Here is a 26,418-nt window from a genome sequence, read left to right on the forward strand (position 1 = left end):
TTCTGCACCATGGATTCTCGTCCTCCGGGAATGCGAAGCGGGTCAGGAATGGTGTTCGAGCGCGGCCGACAGTTCGTCCTCCGACATCGCTTCGACCGACAGGAAGATCTCGGCGGTGGCCTCGAGGAATTCTGCGTCACCTTCTGCGCCGATCATCCGGTCCGCGAGCCCGGCCACGGTGGGTGCCGCGAACATCATGCGCACGGTGACCGACGTGATGTCGAAGGACTCGCGAATGCGGGCGACGATGGTCGTCGCCAGGACGGAATCGCCGCCGAGCGCGAAGAGCGTGTCCGTCACACCGATGCCGTCGACCCCGAGTACCTTCTGCCAGATCAGGGCGAGGGCGCTTTCGAGGTGAGTTCTGGGCGCAATCCGGGCATCGACCCGTTCGCTTTCTCCCGCGGCGCGACACAGCCGGACGACGGCAGCGGAGTCGATCTTGCCGTTGACGGTCAGCGGCAGCGCGGAGACCGTCACGATCTGCTCCGGCACCATGTGCGCTGGGAGACGCTCGGCGGCCCTGGCCCTCACGGACCCAACCGTCTCACGGGCATCCGCGTCTCGATCGGTCGGCACCACGGCGGCCAGCAGGATCGGAGCTGCGGTGCGGTCGACAACGGCTGCGGCAGTGGCCACCTCGTGATCCGCGGTGAGTGCCGCTTCGATCTCTCCGAGTTCGATCCGAAATCCGTTGATCTTGATCTGGTTGTCCACACGGCCCACGAATTCGACCATGGAGCCGGTCTCGGCCGTCGAGCCGGGGCAGTACCGAACCAGGTCTCCGGTGCGGTACCAGCGGTAGCCGTCGGCCTCGACGAAGCGCTCGTTCGTACGCTCGGGATCGCCCAGATAGCCGTCGGCGAGACCGACGCCCGCGACCCACAACTCACCGGGCACCCAGTCCGGCACCTGGTTCCCACGCGCATCGACCACCCGAAGCGCCATCGACGCGAGCGGCACCCCGAACGGGACCGTGCGCCAGTTCGGATCGACGTCCACGACCTCACAGATGCTGTTGTGGATCGCGGTTTCCGTAGCGCCACCGAGTCCGGCGAACCGACATCCGGGAACCGCCGCCGTCAGCCGCCGGTAAAGGTCGATACCCACCTTGTCGCCGCCGAGCATGACGACCTCGAGCGAACCGCCCACATCGTCACCGGTGGACAGGATCATGTCCAGCAGCGGGGGCACGCAGCTGATCACCGTGACGCGGTGCGCACGAATCAGAGCGGCCCAGCGCTGCGGATCCTTGCGCTCGTGTTCCTGGATTAGCACGGCCGTACCGCCGGCCGCGAACACCGAGAACAGGTCGAACGTGCACAGGTCGAAGTCCAACTCGGACAGGCACAATGGACGGTAGCCCTCGTTCAGGTCGAAACGTTCGACCAGATCCATGATCGTGTTCATCGCGGCGCGATGCGAGACCACAACACCTTTCGGTTCACCCGTGGAGCCGGAGGTGAAGATCATGTACGCGGGCGCGGTGTCGGGGCCGAGGTGCGGGGCGGGCCGAGGCTCACTCAGGATCGCGTGGGACACCGCGAGACCGTCGTCGCCCGATCCGCCGATCGTCACCGTGAACCCCGCTTTTCGGGCGATCAGCGCAGCACGGCTCGACGGTTGGTCGACGCCGATCGGTACGTACACCCCGCCCGCGGCGAGCACACCGAGAACTGCGACCACTTGATCGGGACCCTTCGGCAGCGTCACCCCCACCGTGTCGCCCACTGTCATATCTCGGTCCCTCAGTGCCCCAGCAACTCTCAGTGCCCGGTCACACAGATCGCCGTACGTCATCGACTCGTTCTCGCCCCACTCGAGCGCCACCGCGTCGGGATGCTGCGACGCGCGATCGAAGAAGGCGCGGTGCAGAGTCTCGTTCCCGGCCGACTGCGACGCGTCCGTTCGGGGTACATCGGCTGACGGAGTTCGCGACATCAGCTGACGCGGTGGAACCAGCTGACCCACAGGCTCCGCCCACACGGAGTCACCGTCGACCACGAGTGCGCGAACCAGCGTCTCGAACGCGTCGAACATCGCGTCGGGAACTCCTGGGAGGAACTCGTTCTCGCGTATGTCCCAGTTGACCAACACGCCACCGTCGAGTTCGGTGATCTGCGCGTCGAGAACCACCTGCGGCCCCTGCGACATGATCCACACCGGATCACCGAAGACCTGCCGCGCGCGAGCGTCGAACAACTCGCCCAAACCGAGCGCGCTCGTGAAGACGACGGGAGCCAGCACCGGCTCTCCTCGACGGCGGCCGAGGTCGCGCAGCACCTCGACCCCGGAATAGTCGGCGTGCGAGGCGTCTTCGTGCAGACGGGACCGGATCCGACGGGAACGTTCGACGAACGAGAGCGGCTCGTTCAGATCGACTTCCAGCATGACCGACGACGAGAAGTCACCGATGAGATTCTCGACGTCGGGATGCGTCGGAGCGCGATCGAACATGGGCACGTTGAGCAGAAACCGTTGTTCGCGGGACCAGGCACCGATCACCTCGGCGAACGCCGTGGCCACTGCCACCGCCGGGGTGACTCCGTGGGCTCTGGCGTGCGTCTGGAGATCGCCGTATGCCGCGGAGTCGAGATGAAATGCCCGACGCAATGCTACCGGGGCACCCGAATCATGTTCCAGCAACGGAAGAGTCGGCGCTCCGGGCAGTGAGTCGAGGCGCTCGGACCAGTAGCGTTCGGCCTGAGCACGGGCGCTGCGTCGGTCGAGCGGGCGATCGGCGAGGTACCGCGAATAGCTGTACGCGATTGCCCGGAGGGGATCGCCGTCGTAGGCCCGCGCCAGGTCTGCAACCAGAATACGAAAACTCACTGCATCGCCGGCGATCATGTCGATGTCCAGGTGCAGACGCGTGCGACCGTTCGGCAGGAGCGACAGATCGGCCGAGAACATCTCGCCCGCTTCGATATCGAGCATCTGGTGGGTCAGACGGAGCCGCGTTTCTTCGAGGCGGTCGGTCGGGTCGGACTCGGATCGTAGGTCGTGGACCGTCAACCCGCGCCACCCCGAGGTCGGTTCGATGCGCTGCTGTCCGTTGTCCGAAATCCGGGCCCGCAACATCTCGTGCCGTTGTGCGACGGCATCGAGCGCCGCACGTAGTCGATCGGGATCCACTGCCTCGCCGTCGAATTCGGTGTAGAGATGCGGTGCGACCCCGCCGAACCGCTGCTCGGCACTGCGCCCGATCCAGTAGGCGTGCTGCAACAGTGCGAGATCGAACTCCGACGTGTCCGGTTCGACCAGCGTCGATTGCCGCTCGGAGTTTCGGGAACTCGATTCGGCCGAACCACCGATCAGTTCGGACCAGGCAGAAATGTTCGGCTGCGCAGCGAGCTCGGCAAACGTCACCGTCGACCCCTGCTTGCGGAATCTCCCGACCAACCGCATCAGAACGATCGATTCGAGACCCAGCTCGAACAGATCCGCGTCCATCGCCACAGCCCCGGGTTCCGCACCGATCAGTTCTGCAACCACCGCCCGCAGTTCGTCCCGTCCGATTCCCCGCTGATCCATCCGGTGAGTCCCCTTCGATCGACTGTGTTGCGTATGCGCGCGACCAGGCGATATCCAGAGCCCGTCCATAAGGAAAGGCTACCCTCGCTTAGCCGACCCTGAGGAGGCTAGCATCTGTGGGCCACCGCGAAGAGGGTGCCCTCGGCCCCTACCTCGACACCAGGAAGTACGGCGCTCCACTCGACATCGGCCATCTCGGCCTCGACGAAAGCAGACACGTGACACCGACTTCGAGCAGATTCGGCTCCGCACCCCGCGCCCTCACCGGAGGCATAGCGGTTCTCGTGCTTCTCGCTGCTGCCGCGTGCAGCAGTGGCACCACCGGCAGCGACGACGCCGGCACCCAGACCGTCGACCTGAACGCGAACCCCGCCGCGTGCAGTGCGAACGACCGCGTCGATTCGGTCGACCGAGCGTCCGGACCGTTCACGTACACCGACGGCCGCGGACGGACCGTTTCCCTCGATGCACAACCGACCAGAATCATCGCCGACGAGGAATCCGCCGCTGCGCTGATGTCGTACGGAATCAAGCCGATCGCCATCTGGTCGACGACGCCGATGGGGACCAGCCCGATTCTGAGTTGCTCCGATCTGACGGGCATCGAATCGGTCGGCGAGACCTGGGGCACCTTCGATTTCGAGAAAGCCGCCAGCCTGGACCCGGATCTCGTCATCGGTGAGTTCAACCCGAGATTCGGCCAGTTCGGCAAGTTGACCACGACGGCCGATTCGTCCAAGGCCGACACGATCGATCGGATCGCTCCCACCCTGGGGGTCACCTTGGACACGACGTCGACCGCGAAGACCATCGAGAACTACGCCGGGTTGGCGTCGTCGCTCGGCGTCGACCTCGACACCCCACAACTGGCAGACATCAAGTCCGACTACGACGCTGCTGTCACCAACTTCAAGAAGGTTGCGTCCGAACGTCAGGACCTCACCGGAGTGGGAGTCTGGCCCCTCGACGTCGCCTACGTACTCGATCCGTCGGCGGATCCCGACTTCAGCGACTACGAAAGCTGGGGCCTGAAGATGTACACCCCCGACGGCACCGACGACGGTTACTGGAAGAAGGTGTCCTGGGAGAATGTGTCGAGCGTCGATGCCGATGTCGCGTTCGTCTACCACGACGTTGCCAACGCATCCGACGTGAAGCTTGCCGACATCCCGAGCCGTTACCCCGGCTTCGACACCATCTCCGCCGTCGAGAAGCAACAGATGGTGCTGTGGGACTACGGCGCCAACAAGAGCTACAGCCGCTACACCAACACCATCGACGTCTACGCCGATGCACTGTCCAAGGCGCAGAAGGTCACTGCCGAGTAAGCGCGGCCGCGATCTCCGCCGCCAGTCGGTCGAGTTCGGATCGATGCGGCGACGACGGCCGAGCCCGCAGACCGAATCCGTCGCCGATCATGCGCGGGATGACGTGCAGATGCACGTGGAAGATTTCCTGACCTGCCACCGTGCCGTCGGCGAGGAACAGGTTCACCCCGGCGACGCGCGGATTGCTCGCTCGCACAGCGGCAGCCACCTTCTGCCCGACGACGAACAGATGCGCACCGATCTCGGGCGGCAACTCGGCCAGCGTCCGATACTGCTGCTTGGGCACCACGAGCACGTGCCCGGTGGTGAGAGGCCTGATGTCCATGAACGCGATCGCGGTGTCGTCCTCGTGGACGCGCGACGCCTCGGCGGTCCCGGCAATGATCTCGGAGAAAATCGTGTAGGGGTTCACGGCATCGAGCCTAGGCGTGAGCGCAGACCGCACGAACGACACCGCGACTGCTGAAACTGCACGACTGACTCGACCCGACTACTGTTTGCCGATGAGCATCGGCGGGGTTCTCTTCGACATCGACGGCGTACTCGTCACGTCGTGGCAGGCGGTACCCGGGGCAGCCGCGACGCTGAAGTACCTGGACAACAACGACATTGCACGCGCGTTCCTGACCAACACGACCTCGAAGACGCGCGAGCAGATAGCGGCGGCATTGCGCGACGTCGGACTCGACGTCCATTCCGACGAGATCGTCACCGCCGCGTCGCTCACCGCGGATCATCTACGCGAGAACTACCCGGATGCTCGGGTGGTCATGATCAACAACGGCGAGATCGCGGCCGATATGCCGGGCATCGAATTCGTCGAGGAGTCTTCCGGGGATCCGGATGTCGTGGTCGTCGGCGGTGCCGGCCCGGAGTTCACGCACGAGCGTCTCAGTCGCGTCTACGACTGGCTGTGTCGCGGCATTCCCGTCGTCGCGATGCATCGATCGTTGATGTGGAGTACCGGTGGCGGGTTGCGCATCGACACCGGCATGTACCTCGCCGGGATGGAGCAAGCGTCCGGACACGCCGCGAAAGCCATCGGCAAGCCCGCTCCCCTGGGCTTCCGCACGGCGTCCGAGCGGATGGGCGTCGATCCGGACGACGTCGTCATGGTCGGCGACGACCTCGACAACGACGTCCTCGCCGCCCAGGTCGTCGGCATGACCGGTGTTCTGGTGCGCACCGGAAAGTTCCGTCAGGACGTGCTCGATCGACGCATCACCGACGAATTCGCGATGGAACCCGATCACGTGATCGACTCCGTCGCAGACCTGCCGGACGTCCTGATGTGAGTGGAAACTCGTAGCCCACTACGAGTTTCCACTCACAACAGAGAACTCAGAGAATCGGCGACGGGATGTAGGCCGCACCGGCCGGGAACTTCGCGATCAGCCGCTCCACGGCCGAGACGACCGCACTGACCTGTGCGTCCGCTGCACCGACGAAGGCCGTCTTGTCGGCCAGCGCCGCATCGAGTGCAGCGCGGTCGAGCGGCAGTCGGCCGTCGGCAGCCAGCCGATCCAGCATGTCGGGCTCGAGTCCCTGCTCGCGCATGGCCAACGCGACGGCGACTGCGTGTTCCTTGATCGCCTCGTGCGCGGTCTCGCGGCCGACGCCTGCGCGCACAGCCGCCATCAGCACCTTCGTCGTCGCGAGGAACGGCAGGTAGCGGTCCAGTTCCTTGGCGATGACGGCGGGGTACGCACCGAACTCGTCGAGCACGGTCAGGAAGGTCTCGATGAGACCGTCGATGGCGAAGAACGCGTCGGGCAGCGCGACGCGACGCACGACGGAACAGAAGACGTCGCCCTCGTTCCACTGCGCTCCGGCGAGCTCGGCGGCCATCGATCCGTAGCCGCGAAGCACCACCTGCAAGCCGTTGACGCGTTCGCACGAGCGGGTGTTCATCTTGTGCGGCATCGCCGAAGAACCGACCTGGCCGGGCTGGAAGCCCTCGGTGACCAGCTCGTGGCCCGCCATCAGGCGGACAGTGTGCGCGAACGACGACGGCCCGGCACCCACCTGGACCAACGCGGACACGACCTCGTGATCGAGCGAGCGGGGATACACCTGGCCGACGCTGGTGAGCGTGTGCCGGAAGCCGAGATGATCGGCGACGATGCGTTCGAGTGCGACGAGCTTCGCGGAGTCTCCGCCGAACAGGTCGAGCATGTCCTGCGAGGTGCCCATCGGGCCCTTGATGCCGCGCAGTGGGTAACGCGCGATCAGTTCCTGCAGCCGGGACAGCGCGAGCAGCAGCTCGTCGGCGGCCGACGCGAAGCGTTTGCCCAGCGTGGTGGCCTGAGCGGCGACGTTGTGGCTACGGCCGGCCATGACGAGGGAGGAGTATTCGGCGGCGCGTTCGGCCAACCGCTTCGCCACGGCGACACCGTGCGTGTGGACGTGTTCGAGCGAACGCAGAATCTGCAGCTGCTCGACGTTCTCGGTCAGGTCGCGGCTGGTGAGTCCCTTGTGGATGTGCTCGTGACCGGCGAGGGCGTTGAACTCCTCGATGCGGGCCTTCACGTCGTGCCTGGTGACGCGTTCCCGCTCGGCGATCGACGCCAGGTCGACCTGGTCGGCGACAGCTTCGTAATCGGCGATGGCCGCGTTGGGCACGTCGACTCCGAGCGAGGACTGTGCGCGCAGCACGGCAATCCACAATTGCCGTTCGAGCGTGATCTTGTATTCCGGAGACCACAGCTCCACCAGTTCGGGGCTTGCGTAACGGGTGGCCAGGACATTCGGGATGCTCACGAGCATCCAGCTTACGTGGCCCAGTTGTCGGTCTCGGATGAGGTCGGACTCGAATTCGGCCGTCGGACCGAGCATCGCCGCAGCGTGGAATAACCGCACCGCATTCCGATGTTGCAGCCGCCGTGAGCCGAACAGTGAAGGTCGACATCTGGTCCGACATCGCGTGCCCGTGGTGCTTCGTCGGTAAGCGCCGTTTCGAGGCAGGTGCTGCGGAGTTCATCGCCGATGGCGGGACGCTCGAGGTGGAGTTCCACTCGTTCGAGCTGGCACCCGACACACCGGTCGACTTCGACGGGACCGAAGTCGACTTCCTTGTCTCCCACAAAGGCATGCCGGCCGCCCAGGTCACGCAGATGTTGGGGCAGATGACCGAGCTGGCCGCAGGCGAGGGGCTCGCGTACGACTTCGACGCCTTGCAGCACACCAACACCGTCAAGGCGCACGAACTCCTGCACTTCGCCAAGTCGAAGGGCAAGCAGGTCGAGATGAAGGAACGGCTGCTGGCGGCCTACTTCGAGGAGGGCCGCCACGTCGGACGCGTCGACGACCTCGCCGACCTGGCCGCGGAGATCGGCCTCGATCGTGACGAGGTGGTCGAGGCGCTGAAGTCCGAGGAATACCTGCCCGCCGTGCGCGCGGACAAGGAGCAGGCCATCGCCTACGGAATCAGTGGTGTGCCGTTCTTCGTGATCGACGGTCGCCTCGGTGTGTCGGGCGCACAGGAACCGTCGGTGTTCGCCGAAGTCCTGCAGAAGGCCGCGGCCGGCGCATGAGCGGCCCGTTGGAGATGGTCGGCGACTTGGAGATGGTCGGCGACGACCGCGGCCCCGTCTGCGAGGACGGTGTGTGCGAGGTGCCGCCGATCCGAGACGCAGACTCGGGCGAGAACGACTTCGGGTTGAACACGCCGGCCTGAGGGGGCCTGAGTCAATCGGCCGACACCTGTTCCGCCGGTGCCACGATGTCGATGACCGCCAACAGCATGCTCCGCGCCATTTCGCGCGGATCGGGATCCACCTCGCTGAGCGCGCCCACCACTGCACCGTCGACCACTGCCACGAGTCGTCGTAGCTGCTCTTCCTGCACGGTTCGCCCCGATCGCCGCAGCACATCGGTCAGCAGGTCGTCGATCTGGGCACGCAGCCTCAGCTGCACCTCACGAAGTTCCGGATGCCGAGCCGACGCGATGAACCGCTCGTATCTGGCGACCAGTTGCTCGTGACCGCCCTGCGGCCCGATCAGCAGGTCGACGATGAGATCGACCGTCGACTCCATCTTCTTTGAGCACTTGCCCTCGTCGTCGATACGTCCGCGCATGACGTCGATCTCGCGGGTCCCGACGACGTCGACCGCCGCGGCCACCAAGTCGCCGAGCGACTCGAAATAGTAGGTGGTCGACGCCAACGGCAGTCCGGCGCGAGCGGCCACCGACCGGTGCCGAACCGCGTCGAATCCACCCTCGACCAGCAGGTCTGCAGCCGCCGACGCCAGAGCGTGGCGGCGGCGCACTCCCTTCGGAGTCGCACCCGACACCTTGTGCTGCGACTCGGTCGGACCTGCGGACATTCCAGTCATCGTGCCAGCTCGCAGCCGTTCGTCGGACTGCTTTCGCGCTATGGAATTGTCAGTGTTCGTGGCTCATCGACCTATCGACCTTCGCTCCGACACCATCACCCGACCAGATTCGATCATGCGACAAGCAATGGCCGACGCCGAAGTGGGTGACGACGTCCTCGACCACGATCCGACGATGGCGGCGCTCGAGGAAAGAGTGGCGGATCTGCTCGGCTTCGAGGCGGCGCTGTGGGTGCCGTCCGGTTCGATGGGCAACATCATCGCGCTAATGCTCCATCTGCAGCGCGGCGATCGATTCCTGGCCCCGGAGCACGCGCACGTCCTGGGCTCCGAGCTCGGCACCGCAGCCTGGTTGGCGGGCGGAATGCCCGAGGCACTTCCCCACGACGGTGGCCCCGGACGCCCCCTTGCGTCGACGGTGCGTGCGGCAGCCGGCGGCGTCGGGCCGTACTTCGCCCTGCGGACCACATTGCTCTCGCTCGAGAACACACACAATTTCGCCGGCGGTGCCGTGTTGAGACCGGACGAGTGGGCGGAACTCGTTGCGGCCGGACGTGACTCGGGATTGAGAATTCACCTCGACGGGGCTCGGCTGTGGAATGCCGCTGTGGCACTCGATGTTCCGATCGCGTCGTTGACCACCGGCGCAGACACGGTGCAGGTATGCCTGAGCAAGGGGCTCGGCGCACCCGTCGGCTCGATGCTCGTCTCCGATGCGGCGCGAATCCATGAGGCCCGGCGTGTGCGAAAGATGTTGGGCGGCGGCGTGCGTCAGGGTGGCGTGCTCGCTGCGGCGGGGCTCGTCGCCCTGGATCGAATCGGCGATCTCGCCAAGGATCACGCAAATGCCTCGACGCTGGCACGCGGCCTTCGTGAACGGGGCTGGGAGGTCGCAGAACCCCAGACGAACATCGTGCTCGCCGCCGTCGCCGATCCTGTACGGACAGTGACCGAGCTGGCCGATCTGGGCATCGCTGCCGTCACCGTCGCGGGCAAGGTGCGCTTCGTCACCCACCGTGACGTCGATGCAGCCGATATCTCCGAGGTGCTGGAGCGGCTGCGCCCCATGTGAGCGCAGCGCTTTCCTGTCGTTCCGCAGGCTCCACTCCTGCCTCGTAGCCTGCTACGAGGAAACACTCACATGCGACGTAGTCGCTCCAAGGCTTCTTCGACATCGGCGGTCGTGCCCGCGAACGAGAATCGCACCGTGTGGTTCCCACGGACGGTGTCGAAGTCGACGCCGGGTGCCAACGCGACCCCGGTCTCGGCCAGCACTCGGGCGCACCAACTCCGCGAGTCGTCGGTGAGATGCGCGATATCCGCGTAGACGTAGAAGGCACCGTCGGCCGGAGCCAGATCGGTGATACCCAACGCGGGCAAACCGTCGAGCAGGATCCTGCGGTTGACGGCGTACCGCTCGACATGCGAATCCAGCTCGCGGCGCGACTCTTCGGTGAACGCCGCAATAGCCGCCACCTGCGAGATCGCCGGCGGGCAGACCGTCATGTTCGACGCCAATCTTTCGACGGCCCTGCGCAATCGAGCCGGCAGCAGCATCCAGCCCATGCGCCACCCCGTCATCGAGAAGTACTTGGACACCGACCCGATGGCCACGGATTCCTTCGACGCCTCCCAGGCGCTCGACGTGTGCGCGTCGCCGTAGGAGATGCCGTGATAGATCTCGTCGGAGACCAACAAGGTTCCGTGCTCGTCGCACCAGCGTGCGATGGCGGCCAGCTCGTCGGGGTCGATGATCGTGCCGGTGGGATTGGCCGGACTGGCGACGATGAGCCCGGCAGGCGGCTCCGGTAGTTCGTCGAGCATCGCGACGGTGGGCTGGAACCGTGTCTCCTCCACACAATCCAGTTCGACGACGCGACAGCCCAACGCCGCCAACGTGTTTCGATATGCCGGGTACCCGGGCCTGGCCATGACGACGGTATCCCCCGCGTCGAACGCAGCGAGGAACAGCAACGTGAATGCGCCCGACGACCCGGTGGTGATCACCACGTCGTCGGCCTCGACGGTGATGCCGTACCGCGTGCTGTGATACTCCGCGATCGCTTGCCGTAGCGGCAGAATGCCCAGCGTCTCGGTGTACCCGAGCAGATGCGAATCCAGAGCGTCTCGGGTGGCGCGCAACACCGGCTCGGGTGCCCTGGTCGACGGCTGACCTGCGGCAAGCGACAGCACATCACCGTGAGTACGCGCCCGCTCGGCCGCCGCGGCGAACACATCCATCACGTGGAACGGCTCGACCTTCGATCGCTGCGATTCACTGTGCATTCCATCGACACTACTGACCTCATCGCCCACTATTCGCACTACCACACGGCATACCGTCGGAGCCCTCGCAAAGTGTGACCTGAGGTCAGTTATCCACAGGAATCAAGGCTATCCACAATTCGCGAATCTCTCTCCCGCGACGACTATTTCGACGCAAGGCTGTGCGAATGACGGTGTACACGCAACAACAACTACTCGATTCGGGAATGACCAGAGGAGCTATCACCTACCGCACCAAGACCGGAAAGTTGACGCGGATACTGCCTGGCATCTACTGCACCGGCGAGCCCGATTTCCGCGACCGGTGCGCCGCGGTCACGTTGTGGCAACCGAAAGCCGTGCTCAGTCACCTGACGGCTGCGTGGTGGTGGACCCTGCTCGACCACGAACCGGAGCAGGTTCACCTCACGATCGCTCGCTCTACAAAACGGGCAGGCCCGCCGTGGGTTCGCCAATACCGCCGAACCCTGATCGAGTCCAGCTACGTCGATCTGCTTCCCGTTGTCACGATCGAACAGTGCATCATCGACGTTGCAGCCATGTTGCCCACGACTGCACTGGAGCAATTCTTCGACGCCGCACTCACGCACAAGGTCAGCTGGCGGGCGGTTGCGCTGCAGTGTGAGGAGTCTGCGGGGATGGCCGGGATTGCAGCGGTGAGAAAACAACTACGCGTGTGTTGTCCACGCACCTTGTCCGAGCCGGAGCGAATAGTGGCGCGCGCACTCACGGCGCGGGGCTACCACTTGGAAATCAACGCCGAGGTGGGCCGGTACTTTGCCGACCTGATGGACCGGAGGTCACGGGTGATCGTGGAGATAGACGGCCGTGAGTTCCACGTAGAGTCCAAGGTGTTCACCAGCGATCGAGTTCGGCAGAACTCTCTGCAACTCGACGGTTGGTTGGTTCTGCGTTATTCGGCAGCGATGGTGATGAGCAACCTCGCTTACGTGGTGGACCAGATCATCGATACGGTGCGTCGACGCCGGAAGGCACTGACCTGAGCGCCCACAATTCGCTCCCAAAATCGGGAAAAGGTGTTTCAGCACGAATAGTGGGCGCTGAGGTCACCTACAGCGAGATGCGACCCTCCACGGCAGCGAGGCCGATGTCGGTGCGGAAGTGGCTGCCCGGCAATCGGATTCCGGCGATCCGGGAGTAGGCGTCATCTCGGGCGGCGGTGAGGTCGAATCCTGTGCCGACGACGCTCAGCACGCGTCCACCCGCGGAGACGACGGCGCCGTCCTTCACAGCGGTGCCGGCATGCAGGACGCCTTCGCCCTCGGAGCCGAGGATCTCGTCACCGGTGCGGGGGCGACCGGGGTAGTTCTCGGCGGCGATGACGACGGTGACCGCCGCGCCGTCCTTCCAGCGCAGAGGCGGCAGTGATGCCAGCGTGCCGGTGGCCGTCGCATTCAGCGCCTCGCCGAGCGGCGACTCCAGCAAGGCCAGCACCGCCTGTGTCTCGGGATCGCCGAAGCGACAGTTGAATTCGACGACGGCCGGGCCGTCGGCACCCATCGCGAGACCGGCGTACAGCAGACCCGAGAACGGCACTCCACGCTTCACCAGCTCGGCGGCAACGGGTTTCACCACGTCACGGACGATCTCGTCGACGGCACCTTCGGGCAACCATGGGAGTGGGGTGTACGCGCCCATGCCCCCGGTGTTGGGGCCGGTATCTCCGTCGCCGACGCGTTTGTGGTCCTGCGCGGGCAGCAGCGGAACCACGGTCTCGCCGTCGACGAGGCAGAACAGGGACACCTCGGGGCCGTCGAGGAACGACTCGAGCAGTACCGGGTGACCGTTTTCGAGGAGTTCGGCGGCGTGGTCGCGAGCGACGAGGCGGTCGGTGGTGACGACGACGCCTTTGCCTGCGGCGAGTCCGTCGTCCTTGACGACCCAGTTGGGGCCGAATCGGTCGAGGGCGGCATCGAGCAGTGCGGGCGAGTCGACTATTTCGCTGTGTGCGGTTCGCACGCCGGCCTTTGCCATGACGTCTTTGGCGAACGCCTTGGATCCTTCGATGCGTGCGGCGTCGGCCGACGGGCCGAACGTGGCGATGCCGGCCTCGCGCAGAGAATCGGCCACTCCGAGAACCAGGGGCACTTCGGGCCCGATGACGACGAGATCCACCTCGAGCTTCGTGGCCAGTGCTGTCACCGCCTCACCGGATGCCACGTCGACGGCGTGCTGTTCGGCGAGCGTGGCTGTGCCCGCATTGCCGGGAGCGACGAACAGTTTGTCGACCGACGGGTCGGCCTTCAACGCAAGTAGAAGGGCGTGCTCACGAGCACCGGAACCTATGACGAGTACGCGCACAGTGCATCAGACTATCTGCTCGACGCCGACGGGCCCCGCACCTGTCGTGATGCGGGGCCCGTCGGGGATGGCGAGATTACTGTGTCAGGTCGTACAGCGTGACGTTGTCGACGGTGGTCGCGGTGAAGTTCTCGGTCACCCATGCCGAGATTTCGGCCGAGGAACCCGACTCCCTGCCACCCATACCGCCGCCTCCGATGAAGTAGTGGATTCGGCCGTCGGCCACGTACTGCTGGAACTCGGCCAGCGTCGGCGACGGGTCGGTTCCGTTGAAGCCGCCCACGGGCATGACGGGATCCTCGGTGGCCAGTTGATAACCCGCCGCGGTGTTGGCACCGATGGCCGCCGCCACCCAGGTGTACGAACCTGCGTCCTGTTCGAGCATTGCGGTGACCTCGGCGGTCGGGGTGCTGCCTTCGAGCAGTCCACCCATACCGCCGCCCATGCCCATCTCGGCTCCGCCCGGCAGCTGGCCGGCCTGACCCGGGAGTCCCGCCGGTGGCTGCATTCCGGCCGGCATCTGTGCACCGGGAGGCAGCTGCATTCCACCCGGCAGACCACCCTGCCCGCGCTGGCCCTCACCCATGCCGCCGAATCCGCGCATACCGGTGCTCGGCCCGGCGGACACGATCGATCCGGTGTGCGGGGTGCCGATCGTGTCCACCGCGTACGCCGTCGGCCCGGCCAGTCCGGCGAACATCACCGCGAGAATCGCGACCGCGGCGAGCCTGCCGCGAGTGAGGGCCGGAATCAGCAGAGCCACCACCGCCACCACACCGACGACCAGGATCGCCCACTTCAGCCACGGCACGAAGCTCGCGCTACGGCCGAGCAGCACCCACGCCAGTGCGACGGTCGACGCCACCGCGAGCGCCATCGCGATCCGGACCCACAACCGCTGTCGTTCGCGCCACAGCATCACACTGCCGATACCCACGAGCGCAGCGACGGCAGGCGAGAGTGCGACCGTGTAATACGAGTGGAAGATGCCGGCCATGAAGCTGAACGTCAGACCGGTGACGAGCAGCCATGCGCCCCAGACGATCAACGACGCGCGTTGCGCATCGGTGCGAGGGGCTTTGCCTCGCAACACCAGTCCCGTCACCAGCAGCAACAATGCGGCAGGTATGAGCCAGGCGATCTGGCCGCCCTGGGAGGCGTCGAACATGCGGAGGATGCCGGTCTCGCCCCACATCGACCCGCCGCCGCCACCGACACCGCCCGGGGTGACGCTGCCGGTCTCGTTGCCGCTGAGTCGACCCAACCCGTTGTAGCCGAGAGTCAGTTCCAGAATCGAATTGTTCTGCGAGCCACCGACCCACGGCCGCGAGGATGCCGGCCAGAACTCGACGATCAGCAACCACCAACCGGCCGAGACGATCATGGCTCCGAGCGCGGCGAACAGTTGCAGCACTCGAGTGCCGAGTTTGGGCTGCCCGGCGATCAGGTACGTCAAGGCCAGCGGCGGTACGACGAGCATCACCTGGAGCTGCTTGGTGAGAAAGCCGAATCCGACGAACATACCGGTGATCAACAGCCACTTGATCTTTCCCGATTCGACGCCTCGCAACATGGCCCAGACGGCGGCGATCATCAGCAGCACCAGCAACGCGTCGGGGTTGTTGAACCGAAACATCAGTGCGGCAACGGGAGTCAGCGCCAGCACCAGTCCGGCGAGCAACCCGGCGGCCGCACCGAATCGGCGGACGACGACGGCTCGCAGCAACGCAACGGAAGCGACTCCGAGCAGCGCCTGCGGCACCAGCATCGCCCAGGTGTTGAGCCCGAACACCCGCACCGACAACGACATCAACCACAGCGACATCGGCGGCTTGTCGACGGTGATCGAGTTGGCGGCATCGGAGGATCCGAAGAAGAAGGCCTTCCACGACACCGAACCTGCCTGTATCGCTGCGGAATAGAAGGAGTTGGCCCAACCCGAGGCACCGAGTCCCCAGATGTATGCCACGCCGGTGCCGATCAGCAGAGCGATCAACCCGAGAAGTTCCCACCGCCGGGAGGTCGCCGGCTCGGTCGGCGCGGCCGCGGACGGCCGTTCGATCGTCGTGGTCATCGGTTCTCTCCTAAAAGATCGGACTCCGAACTACGGAAGACCCACCGCAGTGCGACGAATCGGCACACGGTGGCAACGAGATTGGCGACGACGAGAACGGCCAGTTCGATGTGCCGCGACACGTCCGGAGACCAGGCGTGCAGTATCGCTAGCGAGCCGCTCGTCATCAGCAGCGCGAAGCCGAAGATCGCCAGACCCTGCAGCTGGTGCTTGCCCGCGCTCGCGGGCCCTCGGACGCCGAAAGTGAAGGCACGGTTGGCCGCTGTGTTCAGTATCGCGGTGATGAGCAGTCCGGCGAAGTTCGCGGCCTGTGCCCCGATCATGGGATGCAGCACCAGATACAGCAGTGCGTAGGCCACGGTGCTCGCGACACCGATGATGCCGAATCGCACCAGCTGGCCGATCATTCCGTGCGGTACACCGGCCACGAGCGGCTCCCGTCCCAGGCTTCGACGCAGTTCGGCGACAGGGAGCATTCCGGTCGCAAGGGCACGACCGACGCGCCAGCATCCCTGCAGATCCTTGACGGCGGTATCGAGGAGGTGGACGCTGCTGTCGGGGTCGTCGACCCAATCGACCGGCACCTCGTGAATCCGTAGGCCGACCTTCTCGGCGATGACGAGCAGTTCGGTGTCGAAGAACCATCCGGTGTCTTCGACGAGTGGAAGCAGTTGTCGAGCAACATCGGTGCGCATCGCCTTGAACCCGCACTGAGCGTCGGAGAAGCGGGCGCGCAGCGAGGTGCGCAGGATGAGATTGTAACTGCGCGAGATCAATTCACGTTTCACTCCGCGAACGACCCGGGACGACCGGTTCAGCCGAGAACCGATGGCGAGGTCCGAGTGACCCGACAGCAATGGAGCGACGAGCGGCATGAGGGCGTTGAGGTCGGTGGACAGATCGACATCCATGTAGGCAACGACGTCGGCGTCGGACACGAGCCACACCGCTTTGAGCGCCCGCCCGCGTCCCTTCTCGTCGAGATGATGAACCCGAACTCCGTCGATCTCGTCGGCGAGCCGATGCGCCACCGCGAGGGTGCCGTCGGTACTTGCGTTGTCGGCGATGGTGATCCGCGACCGAAACGGGATCCTTTCCTCGAGATGCTCGTGCAGTCGACGAATGCACTGCTCGAGATCCTCCTCTTCGTTGTACACCGGGATGACCACCTCGAGCGTGGCCGTTGCGTTCGAGCCGGGCCGGTGGCCTGCTGCTCGGGCGAGGTAGTTCGTTGTCATGAGGCAACACTCGTGTGTGCAGCTGGACCCACGCTGCGACGAACCTGGCAATCACCTGGGAGACGCCCCAATAAGGCATTCTGTCCCCATGGCTTCTATTTTCAGCAAGATCATCGCAGGTGAGATTCCCGGACGGTTCGTCTGGCAAGACGACGACGTCGTGGCGTTTCTGACGATTGCCCCCGTTACTCAGGGACACACGTTGGTGGTTCCGCGTGCGGAGATCGATCAGTGGCAGGACGTCGACGGTGCCGTGTTCGCCAAGATCACTGCCGTCGCGCAGATCATCGGTCAGGCTGTCAGGACGGCGTTCGACGCGCCCAGGGCCGGGCTGTTGATCGCCGGTCTCGAGGTGCCGCACCTGCATCTGCACGTGTTTCCGGCGTACGACATGGGCAATTTCGACATCTCCGGTGCGGATCCGAACCCGTCCGCGGAGTCACAGGACGAGGCTGCCGACAAGCTTCGAGCAGCGCTACGCCACCTCGGGCACGAGGCTCACGTCCCTAACTGATGCGGCTTGCTCAGCGCAGGGGCGTCAGCAGCCGTCGACGCGTTCGTAGCTGCGTCGATACCGCGTCGGATCGGTTGTCCGGGTCGTAACCCGGTCCGATGTCGGTATCGATGTCGCGTGGGCCGGGTGCGACGCCACACTCGGGGCACAGTCCGAGCGGTCCCAGATCTGTCCCGCAGGTCGCATGTAGAAACCGGCGACGTGTGCCTGTGGGCTTCGGGTTCTGTTCCTCGCCCCAATAGCTCAGGGCGTAGACGGCCGGCCACAGTCCTTCGAGGGCATGCGTCGGGACGTAGTCGTCGTGGCCGCCGCCAAGGGCTCGGGCTTGCCGGTCGAGTAATCCGGCGTCGACCAGGGTGCCGAGCCGTTGAGCCAGAACTGCCTTGGAAATGTCGAGGTGGACCTGGAAGTCGCCGAAGCGTCGGACCCCGAAGAAGCTGTCGCGCACGATGAGCATGGTCCAGCGCTCGCCGACGAGTTCGAGCGCGCGGGCCAAGGGGCAGTCCTGGCGGGCGTAGTCGGTTCCGAGTGCCATGCGCCGATCGTACAGTCTGTTGACCGAACCAAGTTGGCCGTTTACAGTTCGATCACCAGACCAGAGAGACGACGATGACCGACACTGCACCCACGCCCGCCGGCACCACGAACGGCACCCGCGCACTGGCCGTCGCCGCATCGGGCACCTTGTTGACGCTGATGGCGTTCACCGCTCCGCTCGCGACGATCAACAGCACCGCGCTGGACCTGATGTCGGACGCAGCGGGACGGACCTGGATTCTGAGCTCGATGAGCATCGGTCTCGCCGCCGCGTTGCTCACCACCGGGACCGTCGCAGACGACTTCGGCCGTCGCCGCACCTTCGTACTGGGAGCAGTCGTTCTGGCCGTCGGCGCAATCGTCTGCGCCGTCTCTCCCAACACCCTCATCTTCGTGCTGGCCCGCATCCTGCAAGGCCTCGGCGGCGCGGCGGTCGTCGCGTCGAGCCTCGGCATCATCGCGCACACTCACCCCGCGGGGCCGGTGCGCGCCAAGGCCAGCGGAGTCTGGGGTGCCAGCGTCGGGGCCGGTATCGCGCTCGGACCGCTACTCGCCGCGCTCCTCGACCGGTGGGCCAGCTGGCGTGAGGCGTACGTGGTCCTCGCGATCGCCACTCTCGTGCTCGCCGTCGTCGCGCAGCTGCGCGTCGAAGAATCCATGTCCGACGCCCCGCGCGGCCTCGATCCGGTCGGCGCGGTGCTGTTGGCCACGGGCATCGGCGCACTACTGGCCGCGCTGGTCGAGGGGCGGCAGGGGTGGACCGCCGTGACTCCTATCGTGTTGTTCGTTCTCGCCGCGCTACTGCTGCTGGCCTTCGTCGCGCTCGAATTGCGCAGTGCGAGCCCGATGCTCGATCTCATGTTGTTTCGGCATCCACCGTTTCTCGCCGCCACGGTCGCCGCCCTGGCCACGGGCGGCGGGATCATCGCTCTGATGTCGTACCTGGCCGGGTTCGTGGGCACCGCGCTCGGCATCGATGCGCTCGGGGCAGCGATTCTGCTGTTCGCGTGGTCTGCGACCTCGGTCGTCACCGCCCTGCTGGCTCGGCGCATCCCGGCCGCCGTCAGCGGCCGCACCCAGCTCGCCGCCGGCCTGATCGGAGTGGCAGTGGGCATGGTGATGTTGACGGGCCTCGCCGCGGACGCCTCCTGGCCACGGCTGCTGCCGGGGCTGCTCGTGGCAGGCGTCGCCAGTGGCGTCCTCAACGCCGCGCTGGGACGCGAGGCTGTGGCCAGCGTCCCGCCCGGACGCGGCGGAATGGGCAGCGGGGCCAACAACACCGCGCGCTACGTCGGGTCTGCGATCGGGGTCACCGTGGTTGCTGTGGTCGCCGTGCCTGCCGGCGATCATCCCGCGTCCGCTCTGGTCACGGGCTGGAACACTGCAGCCCTGATCACCGCGGCCATTTCGCTCGTCGGAGCTGCGGTCGTGGCGATGTCACGCACCCGGCGGTAGCGAGTACTCCTGCTCGGGACGCCCGGTCGATCCGTACCGCAGCTGCATTCGCAACCGCCCCTTGGACACCAGGATGGCCAGATACCGCTGGGCCGTCGCTCGCGAAATGCCGATGGCCGCAGCAACTTCTCCGGCCGACATCGGCTCCGCCGTTCCGCGCACCGCGTCGAGCACCAGGTCGCGGGTGACCGACTGCGAGGCCGGTAACGGAGCCGCAGCGCGCGGGCGGAGGGCGTCGAGCCCACCGTCGATGTCCGCCTGAGTCAGTTCGTCCGAACGATCGAGCGCGCCGCGGTAGCCGAGGTACCCGGTGAGGCGATCGACCAGCGCCGAGCGTGGAAACGGCTTGATCAGATACGTCCATGCGCCCGCAGTCATCGCCGAGCGCACCGTGGCCTGATCCGCAGCAGCGGAGAGCACCACCGCGTCACACGGTAGTTCTCTCACCAGGTCGATACCGGACCCGTCCGGCAGATACACGTCCACCAGTGCCAGGTCGAACGACTGTGTCGTCAGCAGCTCGCGCGCCTGGGCGATACTCGTCGCCACTGCGGCCACTTCGTACTGGTCGAGCGAATTCACCAGTGCGGCATGCAGATCTGCGACCCGGAAGTCGTCGTCGACGACGAGAACTTTCATTGCGTCACCTCTTCGATCAGTAGTGCGTCGGGAATCGAGGCGATGAACACTGCGCCCCCGCGATCGTTGTCGGCCGTGATCTGCCCGCCGGCATCGGCCAACGTCACCTCTCCGCCACGGGTTCGCGCGATCTGTCGGCTCAGTGCCAGTCCCACGCCTCGGCCACCCGGCGTGTCCGCCGTCGATTTGGTCGAGACTCCCTCGACGAACACCTGCTCGGGCGCCAACGCAACGCCGTCGCCCGAATCGACGACGACGATATGCAGGGTCGAATCCTCCTGCACCAATTCCACTTCCACTTCGGCAGGTCGACGTGCACCGAGCCGTGCCGCATCGATCGCGTTGTCGATCAGGTTGCCCAGCACGGTAGTGACATCCACCGGTCCGACCAGTTCTCCACCGACCCAGGTGTTCTCCCCCAACACCAGTCGCACGCCACTCTCGCGCGCGTGTGCCGCCTTGGCCGTGAGGAAGGAACGTAGGTAGGCGTCGGAGACCGCATCGATGCCCTCGACCGCCTCCGATCTCGGTCCGACACCGAGAATCTCGTCGATGTACTCCGACGCCCGATCGGGGTGGCCCTCGTGCAGCAGCCCACTGACCAGATGCATCCGGTTCGCGAACTCGTGTCGCTGGGCGCGCAGCACCGCGGACATCGACTGCACCGCGTCGAGTTGACGCGTCAGTGCCTCCACGTCCGTTCGATCTCGCACGGTGAGTACCGTTCCCAGATCTCGATTGTCACGCAGCACCTTTCGCGCAGCCGCGATGACGACGACCTCGTCGACGGCCGCGAGTACCGGCTCGCCCGTAGGGATCTCGATGACCTCGAGCAATCTGGGCGTCAGACCGATGTCCTCCACGCGCATTCCCGGCTTCCCCTCGATCGAGAGCAAGGTGCGCGCCTCGTCGTTGACGACGGTGACGATGCCGTCCGGATCGACGGCCACCACGCCTTCGCCGATGCCGTGCAGCACCGCCTCCTGCTCGCGCACGAGCTCGGCGAGTTCCTCGGGTTCGAGGCCCAGGGTCAGCCGCTTCCACCTGCGCGCCAGCAGGATCGAGCCCAGCACACCCAACAGCAGCACTGCGCCGGTGACCAGTGCGCCGTTGATCAGATCCTTCACCAGCTCGGTTCGCACTGCCGTCGTGGAGATTCCGACGCTCACTTCGCCGATCACGACGTTCGCCGAGCCGAGAGCCAGGATGGGCACTTTGGCACGGACGGAGTCGCCCAGTGTGCCGCGTTGGGATTCGACGACCTCGTTGCCGGCCAACGCCCCGGACGGATCGGTGCTCACCCGTTGTCCCAGGACGGTCGGATCCGGATGTGCCAGGCGCAGTCCCCGGTCGTCGGTGATGACGACGAACAGAGCATCGGTGCGCTCCCGGGCGCTTTCGCCCGTCCGTTGCAGCGCACCGCCTGCCAGCACTCCGGCCGGCGCAGCATCGGTGCCCGCGGTGTCCGCGGCCGAGAACTGCCCCACGAGCGAACGCACCTCGGGGTCGGAGGCCACGGTCCGCGCGACCGCGAGTGCCCGCTCGCCGTACTCCTCGCTGGCCTGTTCGCCACTGCTGATCGCGAATACTCCGAACGCCACTGCCAGCGCCACCGCAACCAACGCGGCCTGCAGCAGCAGCACTTGAGTCCTCAATCGCACCAGCCAAGGCTAGAGCGAGAGCTGCTCGAGCACAATGCGCAAAAGACTCTTTACGTTGCTTGCGCGGGTAGTGCGCACAACGGCGAACATGTGATGCCGGTTACGTAACTTCAGTCACAACACGTAGTCCAACCGGACCCACCTCACACATTTCGAGAAGGAGTGCACGATGTTGGTGATACTCGGCTTCCTCATGGTAGCCGCCTTCATGTTCTTGATCTTGACCAAGAGAGCCACGCCCGTCGTCGCACTCACCCTCGTCCCCGTCATCTTCGGTCTGCTGGCCGGCGCGGGACTCGGCATCGGTGACATGATCACCGACGGCATCAAGTCCCTGGCCCCCACCGCGGCCCTGCTGTTCTTCGCCATCATCTTCTTCGGAATCATGATCGACGTCGGACTGTTCGACCCACTGGTGCGCGGCATCCTGCGTGTCGTACGCAACGACCCGATGAAACTTGTTGTCGGAACGGCCATTCTGGCCATGGTCGTCTCGCTCGACGGCGACGGCTCGACCACCTTCATCATCGTCACGTCCGCACTGCTGCCGCTCTACCTGAAACTCGGTGTCAGCCCGGTCATTCTGACGGTCGTCGCCGGACTCGCCAACGGCACGATGAACATCATCCCGTGGGGCGGCCCGACGGTTCGCGCTGCATCCGCTCTGGGAATCTCCCCGTCCGACGTGTTCGTTCCGATGGTTCCGTCGATGATCGTCGGCCTGATCATCGTGCTGCTCTTCGCCGTTCACCTCGGCATCATGGAGCGTCGACGCATCGGCAAGCTGATCTACGAACCCGAACTTGTTTCCTCGGGCGGCGGCGGAAGCATCCGCAAGGGCGGCAAGGGAACCGGCGGAGCGGGAACCGGCGGATCGGACGGCTCCGGCGAATCGGGTCAATTCTTCGACGGTCTCGACCCCAATCGCGACACGCTGCGCCCGAAGTTGCTCTGGTTCAACGCTGCTCTGACGGTCGTTCTCCTCGTCATCCTGGTCATGGACATTCTTCCCATCCCGGTGCTGTTCATGATCGCTGCCTCGATCGCGCTGACGGTCAACTTCCCGAAGGTCAAGGAGCAGGGCGACGCGATCGCTCGGCACTCGTCCTCCATCGTCTCCGTCGTCGCCATGGTGCTCGCCGCAGCAATCCTGACGGGCGTCTTCCAGGGCACCGGCATGGTCGAGGCCATGGCCGAGTGGCTGCTCAACGTCATCCCGCCGGGAATGGGCCCGTACCTGGCCGTCATCACCGGCATCCTGAGCATCCCGCTGACGTTCTTCATGACCAACGACGCGTTCTACTTCGGCATCCTGCCGGTGCTCACCGAGACCGCCGAGAAGTACGGCATCGACCCGGTCGAGATGGCCCGTGCCTCGATCACCGGTCAGCCCGTCCACCTGCAGAGCCCGCTGGTTCCGGCCATCCTGCTCCTGGTGACCCTGGCCGGAGTCTCGCTGGCCGATCACCACAAGAAGGTGTTGTGGCGAGCGGTGGTCGTCTCCCTCGCAATGCTGGCGGTCGGCATCGTCCTCGGTCAGATTCCGTTCGGCTGATCCCTCACCCCCACCTTCCTGAAAGAGACACCGTCATGACTGTTGGCGTACTGCACAACAACTCACCCGAGGGCCGCGCAGCACTCGCGGCCGCCGTTCGAGAAGCTCGGATCAGAGAGACCGATCTGGTCGTCCTGCACGCACTGTCGGGATCGGCCGAGCCGTCCGCCGAGGCAGGCGAAACCGCTGCGGTCTCCACCTCAGTAGAGACCGCCTTGGCCGACATCGACAACGCCGAGGCCGTGGCCTGGACCGTGGCGGTGGGTCGCCCCGATCCCGACGCCGTGAACACTCTGCTGACTCTGGTGGAGGAGCAGAAGTCCGAGATCCTCGTCGTCGGCTCCCGGCACCGCTCGGCAGTCGGCAAGTTCCTGATGGGACAGACGATTCAGCGCCTGCTGCTCGAAATTCCGGTTCCGGTTCTACTGGTCAAGTCCGGAGCGTGATCGTTGCCGGCAAGGTGACGACCGTAGTGCGGCACAGCCTCCGATGGATCGGCCTCGCGGCCGTATCCGTCGGGGGCTGGGCCCTTTTCGCGAGTCTGGGCCTCACCGCGCCGTCGCTGTTCGCCGCACTCGTCGTCGCCGTGGTGTTCGCATTGACCGGGTTGGGTCCGGCCGCGGTCCCCCGTCCCGCGTCCATGGCAGCGCAGGGCACGCTGGCGGTGACGATCGGACTCATGCTCGACACCGACACTCTCGCTGCGCTGGGAGAGAACTGGCTTCCCGCGGTCACCGTCGGGTTGGCGACCCTGATCGTCAGTGCCGGCTGCGGCGCCCTGCTGGCACTGCACCGCGACGTCGATCCGGTGACCGGAGCACTGTCTCTGATTGCCGGTGGCGCAACAGGTCTGGTGTCGGTCGCCCGCGAGCTCGGCGGCGACGAGCGCATCGTCGCCGTGGTCCAGTATCTACGCGTGGCGTTGGTGGTCGTCACGATGCCGTTGATCGTCACCTTCGCTTTTCACACCGACACCGGTGGCACGTCCGGTAGCGACGAGGCGTCGACGACACCGTGGTACATCGGCACGGCCTTTCTGATCGGTGCCGTCGTCGTCGGAATCCTGCTCGCGAAGACGATCCGACTCCCCGCCCCCGCCACGCTCGGACCGCTGATCGTCGCCGGAGCCTGCGAGCTACTCGGCTGGCCCGTAGACATCTCCGTCCCGGAAGTACTGCTGCCGCTGGCGTTCATCGTCATCGGATGGCAAGCAGGACTTGCCTTCACCGTCGCCAGCCTGCGGGCCATCGGACGCATCTTCCCGTGGGCCGCGCTGCTCGTACTCACGATCGGTCTGATCTGCGCACTCCTGGGCTGGGCACTGTCCGCCGTCACCGGAGTCAGCATGTTGACCGGTTATCTCGCGACGACGCCCGGCGGACTGGCCGCAGTGCTCGCCGTGTCCGCGACGACGGGATCTGACGTCACGTTCGTCGCCTGCGTTCAGGTGATCCGGCTGGTGTCGATGCTCGTGGCCGCGCCCCTCGCTGCTGCCGCGTACACCAAGATCGCCGAACGCAAGAAGGATCGGTCCATGGCCGGGTGAGCGGATCAGTCTGCAGCCCTGGATAGTTCGACCCGGAACGTGGCACCCGCGCCTGGAGTACTTCGCACGTCCACGGTCCCGTTGTGGGCGGCGACCAGGGCTGCGACTATGGACAGGCCGAGCCCACTGCCCCCGCTCTCACGGGTCCGGGACGAGTCGGTGCGATAGAAGCGCTCGAAGACGTGAGCTGCTTCCTCCTCACCCAGCCCAGGGCCGGTGTCTTGCACCTCGAGCACCACCGACTCCTCGGTGGTGCCCACGCACACCGTGATCGACGCGGACTCGGGCGTGTGCCGCACTGCGTTCCCCACGAGGTTGGCCAACACCTGACGCAGCCGGGCATCGTCGCCGGCGACCTCCGGAATACCTGGTCCTGCCGATACCTTCAACGAGATGTCGCGTGCGGGCGAGACGGCCTTCGCATCGTGCACGGCATCGGCGGCGATGGTGAGCACGTCGACTCGACGTACCTCGAGGGGACGCTGGGCATCGAGTCGCGCGAGCATGAGCAGATCCTCGACGAGCAGTCCCATGCGCGCCGATTCGCCCTCGATCCGCGTCATCAACAATGCGATGTCGCTCATCGCCCCCTGCCGGTACAGCTCGGCGAATCCCCGGATGGTCGTCAGCGGAGTCCGCAGTTCGTGGCTGGCGTCGGCGACGAACCGACGCATCCGATCCTCGGACGCCCGCGCCGCTTCTTCCGAGGCGGCGGTCGCTGCGAACGCCCGCTGTATCTGCGAGAGCATTCCGTTCAACGCCGCCGACAGTCGACCGACTTCCGTTCTCTCACTGCGGTGGGGCACCCGCCGGTGCAGATCGCCTGCGGCAATCGCAGCTGCCGTCGTCTCCACCTCGCGCAACGGCCGCAGACTGCGCCGCACCACGAAGTACGCCACCACACCCAACACCACCAATACCGCTGCTCCGATGTACAACTGGAGCACCATCAGTCGGCTGACGGTCTGCTGATTGGGACCCAGCGGAATTCCCACAGTGGTGGATCCGTCACTGTTGGTCACCGTCAACACGCGCCACTGTTTCCCTGGGTCGCTCTCGGAGCCGACCGTCGTCGGGCGATCGGCGGTGACACCGGATAGATCCGGAACACTTTCTGCCACATCGTTGATGGGTCCCCGTACGGTGCCGTCGTTCGCCACGGACCGGACGTAGAAATTCGACGGTGGGCGACCAGGGTTGGGCTCGCCGATGGGCGGAAGTGGGCGGGAGTCCGGTTGCGCCCATCCCCGAGATGCCTCGACCAGCTGCTGATCGAGGCGACGCATCAACGACGTCTCCAACGAGGACGTCACCGCGACACCCGATGCCAGCAGTCCGAGCCCGACCAACAGCAGCAGGGCAGCAACCAGAGTGAAGCGCAGCGGGATGTCCCC

Annotated in this window: 23 protein-coding genes; 11 read left to right on the forward strand and 12 right to left on the reverse strand. The window is 65.7% G+C overall.

The window, feature by feature from the left end; genetic code table 11:
- Positions 1 to 42: 42 nt before the first annotated feature.
- A complete protein-coding gene (locus tag AB0P23_RS19500; protein WP_363798880.1) occupies positions 43 to 3,534 on the reverse strand; it encodes an amino acid adenylation domain-containing protein in 3,492 nt (1,163 codons plus the stop codon).
- 116 nt (positions 3,535 to 3,650) lie between these two features.
- On the opposite strand from AB0P23_RS19500, the gene AB0P23_RS19505 reads away from it, so the two are divergent.
- Complete coding sequence (locus AB0P23_RS19505) at positions 3,651 to 4,862, forward strand: ABC transporter substrate-binding protein (protein ID WP_206497848.1); 1,212 nt, start codon at positions 3,651 to 3,653, stop codon at positions 4,860 to 4,862.
- Here the strand turns inward: AB0P23_RS19505 and AB0P23_RS19510 are convergent.
- Positions 4,849 to 5,274, reverse strand: a complete 426-nt coding sequence (locus AB0P23_RS19510; protein ID WP_027495809.1) for an HIT domain-containing protein — start codon at positions 5,272 to 5,274, stop codon at positions 4,849 to 4,851. The genes AB0P23_RS19505 and AB0P23_RS19510 overlap by 14 nt on opposite strands.
- A 91-nt stretch (positions 5,275 to 5,365) precedes the next feature.
- Here AB0P23_RS19510 and AB0P23_RS19515 point away from each other — a divergent pair, with 91 nt between their 5' ends.
- Entirely contained in the window at positions 5,366 to 6,157 is a 792-nt protein-coding gene (locus AB0P23_RS19515) for an HAD-IIA family hydrolase (RefSeq protein ID WP_135042887.1), read from the forward strand.
- Between the two features lie 46 nt (positions 6,158 to 6,203).
- Here AB0P23_RS19515 and purB read toward each other — a convergent pair whose 3' ends face one another.
- Positions 6,204 to 7,628 carry an adenylosuccinate lyase gene (purB, locus tag AB0P23_RS19520; RefSeq protein WP_032374311.1) on the reverse strand — a complete coding sequence of 475 codons (1,425 nt, stop codon included), beginning with the start codon at positions 7,626 to 7,628 and terminating at the stop codon, positions 6,204 to 6,206.
- A 116-nt stretch (positions 7,629 to 7,744) separates the two neighbouring features.
- Between purB and AB0P23_RS19525 the strand changes: the two genes are divergently transcribed.
- Positions 7,745 to 8,395 carry a DsbA family oxidoreductase gene (locus AB0P23_RS19525; protein ID WP_032374230.1) on the forward strand — a complete coding sequence of 217 codons (651 nt, stop codon included), beginning with the start codon at positions 7,745 to 7,747 and terminating at the stop codon, positions 8,393 to 8,395.
- On the forward strand, positions 8,392 to 8,538 hold the full coding sequence (locus AB0P23_RS19530; RefSeq protein ID WP_155289570.1) for a hypothetical protein: 147 nt from the start codon (positions 8,392 to 8,394) through the stop codon (positions 8,536 to 8,538). The genes AB0P23_RS19525 and AB0P23_RS19530 overlap by 4 nt, the downstream gene beginning before the upstream one ends.
- A gap of 11 nt (positions 8,539 to 8,549) precedes the next feature.
- On the opposite strand, the gene AB0P23_RS19535 is transcribed toward AB0P23_RS19530, so the two are convergent.
- Positions 8,550 to 9,197 carry a TetR family transcriptional regulator C-terminal domain-containing protein gene (locus AB0P23_RS19535; RefSeq protein ID WP_032374229.1) on the reverse strand — a complete coding sequence of 216 codons (648 nt, stop codon included), beginning with the start codon at positions 9,195 to 9,197 and terminating at the stop codon, positions 8,550 to 8,552.
- A gap of 40 nt (positions 9,198 to 9,237) precedes the next feature.
- Here AB0P23_RS19535 and AB0P23_RS19540 point away from each other — a divergent pair, with 40 nt between their 5' ends.
- A complete protein-coding gene (locus AB0P23_RS19540; RefSeq protein WP_206497849.1) occupies positions 9,238 to 10,269 on the forward strand; it encodes a GntG family PLP-dependent aldolase in 1,032 nt (343 codons plus the stop codon).
- 65 nt (positions 10,270 to 10,334) lie between these two features.
- Here AB0P23_RS19540 and AB0P23_RS19545 read toward each other — a convergent pair whose 3' ends face one another.
- Positions 10,335 to 11,483, reverse strand: a complete 1,149-nt coding sequence (locus AB0P23_RS19545; RefSeq protein WP_206497850.1) for a pyridoxal phosphate-dependent aminotransferase — start codon at positions 11,481 to 11,483, stop codon at positions 10,335 to 10,337.
- 167 nt (positions 11,484 to 11,650) lie between these two features.
- On the opposite strand from AB0P23_RS19545, the gene AB0P23_RS19550 reads away from it, so the two are divergent.
- A complete protein-coding gene (locus AB0P23_RS19550) occupies positions 11,651 to 12,487 on the forward strand; it encodes a DUF559 domain-containing protein (protein WP_287454847.1) in 837 nt (278 codons plus the stop codon).
- Positions 12,488 to 12,554: 67 nt separating this feature from the next.
- Here the strand turns inward: AB0P23_RS19550 and purD are convergent, their stop codons facing one another.
- The 3 genes from purD to AB0P23_RS19565 form a co-directional block, all read right to left on the reverse strand.
- Complete coding sequence (gene purD, locus AB0P23_RS19555; protein WP_032386389.1) at positions 12,555 to 13,805, reverse strand: phosphoribosylamine--glycine ligase; 1,251 nt, start codon at positions 13,803 to 13,805, stop codon at positions 12,555 to 12,557.
- Between the two features lie 76 nt (positions 13,806 to 13,881).
- Positions 13,882 to 15,879, reverse strand: coding sequence for a glycosyltransferase family 39 protein (locus AB0P23_RS19560; protein WP_206497851.1), 1,998 nt, complete (start codon positions 15,877 to 15,879; stop codon positions 13,882 to 13,884).
- Entirely contained in the window at positions 15,876 to 17,117 is a 1,242-nt protein-coding gene (locus AB0P23_RS19565; RefSeq protein WP_206497852.1) for a bifunctional glycosyltransferase family 2/GtrA family protein, read from the reverse strand. Before AB0P23_RS19565 ends, AB0P23_RS19560 begins: the two co-directional genes overlap by 4 nt.
- 88 nt (positions 17,118 to 17,205) lie before the next feature.
- Between AB0P23_RS19565 and AB0P23_RS19570 the strand changes: the two genes are divergently transcribed.
- Positions 17,206 to 17,631, forward strand: a complete 426-nt coding sequence (locus AB0P23_RS19570) for an HIT family protein (RefSeq protein ID WP_027495798.1) — start codon at positions 17,206 to 17,208, stop codon at positions 17,629 to 17,631.
- 10 nt (positions 17,632 to 17,641) lie between these two features.
- Here AB0P23_RS19570 and AB0P23_RS19575 read toward each other — a convergent pair whose 3' ends face one another.
- Positions 17,642 to 18,166 carry a helix-turn-helix domain-containing protein gene (locus AB0P23_RS19575; protein ID WP_363798887.1) on the reverse strand — a complete coding sequence of 175 codons (525 nt, stop codon included), beginning with the start codon at positions 18,164 to 18,166 and terminating at the stop codon, positions 17,642 to 17,644.
- A 74-nt stretch (positions 18,167 to 18,240) separates the two neighbouring features.
- Between AB0P23_RS19575 and AB0P23_RS19580 the strand changes: the two genes are divergently transcribed.
- Positions 18,241 to 19,623, forward strand: coding sequence for an MFS transporter (locus AB0P23_RS19580; protein ID WP_032374222.1), 1,383 nt, complete (start codon positions 18,241 to 18,243; stop codon positions 19,621 to 19,623).
- On the opposite strand, the gene AB0P23_RS19585 is transcribed toward AB0P23_RS19580, so the two are convergent.
- Positions 19,606 to 20,262, reverse strand: a complete 657-nt coding sequence (locus tag AB0P23_RS19585) for a response regulator (RefSeq protein WP_032374221.1) — start codon at positions 20,260 to 20,262, stop codon at positions 19,606 to 19,608. The two genes, AB0P23_RS19580 and AB0P23_RS19585, sit on opposite strands and share 18 nt — an antisense overlap.
- Entirely contained in the window at positions 20,259 to 21,923 is a 1,665-nt protein-coding gene (locus AB0P23_RS19590) for a sensor histidine kinase (protein WP_032374220.1), read from the reverse strand. The genes AB0P23_RS19585 and AB0P23_RS19590 overlap by 4 nt, the downstream gene beginning before the upstream one ends.
- Before the next feature lie 169 nt (positions 21,924 to 22,092).
- On the opposite strand from AB0P23_RS19590, the gene AB0P23_RS19595 reads away from it, so the two are divergent.
- The 3 genes from AB0P23_RS19595 to AB0P23_RS19605 are packed head-to-tail and all read left to right on the forward strand — an operon-like array spanning position 22,093 to position 25,024.
- Positions 22,093 to 23,478 (forward strand): citrate:proton symporter, encoded by a 1,386-nt coding sequence (locus AB0P23_RS19595; protein ID WP_032374219.1) that lies wholly within the window; start codon positions 22,093 to 22,095, stop codon positions 23,476 to 23,478.
- 35 nt (positions 23,479 to 23,513) lie between these two features.
- Positions 23,514 to 23,924 (forward strand): universal stress protein, encoded by a 411-nt coding sequence (locus AB0P23_RS19600; RefSeq protein WP_027495792.1) that lies wholly within the window; start codon positions 23,514 to 23,516, stop codon positions 23,922 to 23,924.
- Entirely contained in the window at positions 23,921 to 25,024 is a 1,104-nt protein-coding gene (locus AB0P23_RS19605; RefSeq protein ID WP_363798891.1) for an AbrB family transcriptional regulator, read from the forward strand. The genes AB0P23_RS19600 and AB0P23_RS19605 overlap by 4 nt, the downstream gene beginning before the upstream one ends.
- A 5-nt stretch (positions 25,025 to 25,029) precedes the next feature.
- Here AB0P23_RS19605 and AB0P23_RS19610 read toward each other — a convergent pair whose 3' ends face one another.
- Positions 25,030 to 26,412: a HAMP domain-containing sensor histidine kinase gene (locus AB0P23_RS19610; RefSeq protein WP_363798909.1), complete on the reverse strand. Its 1,383-nt coding sequence runs from the start codon at positions 26,410 to 26,412 to the stop codon at positions 25,030 to 25,032.
- Between the last annotated feature and the right edge of the window lie 6 nt (positions 26,413 to 26,418).

The organism is Rhodococcus sp. NPDC077669, from assembly GCF_040686915.1.
Lineage (GTDB): Bacteria > Actinomycetota > Actinomycetes > Mycobacteriales > Mycobacteriaceae > Rhodococcoides > Rhodococcoides fascians.

Coding starts and splice junctions, on each gene's coding strand:
- AB0P23_RS19600 (WP_027495792.1), top strand. CDS start 23,514: ATGACTGTTGGCGTACTGCACAACAACTCACCCGAGGGCCGCGCAGCA.
- AB0P23_RS19545 (WP_206497850.1), bottom strand. CDS start 11,483: ATGCACAGTGAATCGCAGCGATCGAAGGTCGAGCCGTTCCACGTGATG.
- AB0P23_RS19575 (WP_363798887.1), bottom strand. CDS start 18,166: ATGGCACTCGGAACCGACTACGCCCGCCAGGACTGCCCCTTGGCCCGC.
- AB0P23_RS19540 (WP_206497849.1), top strand. CDS start 9,238: ATGGAATTGTCAGTGTTCGTGGCTCATCGACCTATCGACCTTCGCTCC.
- purB (WP_032374311.1), bottom strand. CDS start 7,628: ATGCTCGTGAGCATCCCGAATGTCCTGGCCACCCGTTACGCAAGCCCC.
- AB0P23_RS19560 (WP_206497851.1), bottom strand. CDS start 15,879: ATGACCACGACGATCGAACGGCCGTCCGCGGCCGCGCCGACCGAGCCG.
- AB0P23_RS19530 (WP_155289570.1), top strand. CDS start 8,392: ATGAGCGGCCCGTTGGAGATGGTCGGCGACTTGGAGATGGTCGGCGAC.
- AB0P23_RS19570 (WP_027495798.1), top strand. CDS start 17,206: ATGGCTTCTATTTTCAGCAAGATCATCGCAGGTGAGATTCCCGGACGG.
- AB0P23_RS19500 (WP_363798880.1), bottom strand. CDS start 3,534: ATGGATCAGCGGGGAATCGGACGGGACGAACTGCGGGCGGTGGTTGCA.
- AB0P23_RS19550 (WP_287454847.1), top strand. CDS start 11,651: ATGACGGTGTACACGCAACAACAACTACTCGATTCGGGAATGACCAGA.
- AB0P23_RS19595 (WP_032374219.1), top strand. CDS start 22,093: ATGTTGGTGATACTCGGCTTCCTCATGGTAGCCGCCTTCATGTTCTTG.
- AB0P23_RS19585 (WP_032374221.1), bottom strand. CDS start 20,262: ATGAAAGTTCTCGTCGTCGACGACGACTTCCGGGTCGCAGATCTGCAT.
- AB0P23_RS19535 (WP_032374229.1), bottom strand. CDS start 9,197: ATGACTGGAATGTCCGCAGGTCCGACCGAGTCGCAGCACAAGGTGTCG.
- AB0P23_RS19515 (WP_135042887.1), top strand. CDS start 5,366: ATGAGCATCGGCGGGGTTCTCTTCGACATCGACGGCGTACTCGTCACG.
- AB0P23_RS19565 (WP_206497852.1), bottom strand. CDS start 17,117: ATGACAACGAACTACCTCGCCCGAGCAGCAGGCCACCGGCCCGGCTCG.
- AB0P23_RS19580 (WP_032374222.1), top strand. CDS start 18,241: ATGACCGACACTGCACCCACGCCCGCCGGCACCACGAACGGCACCCGC.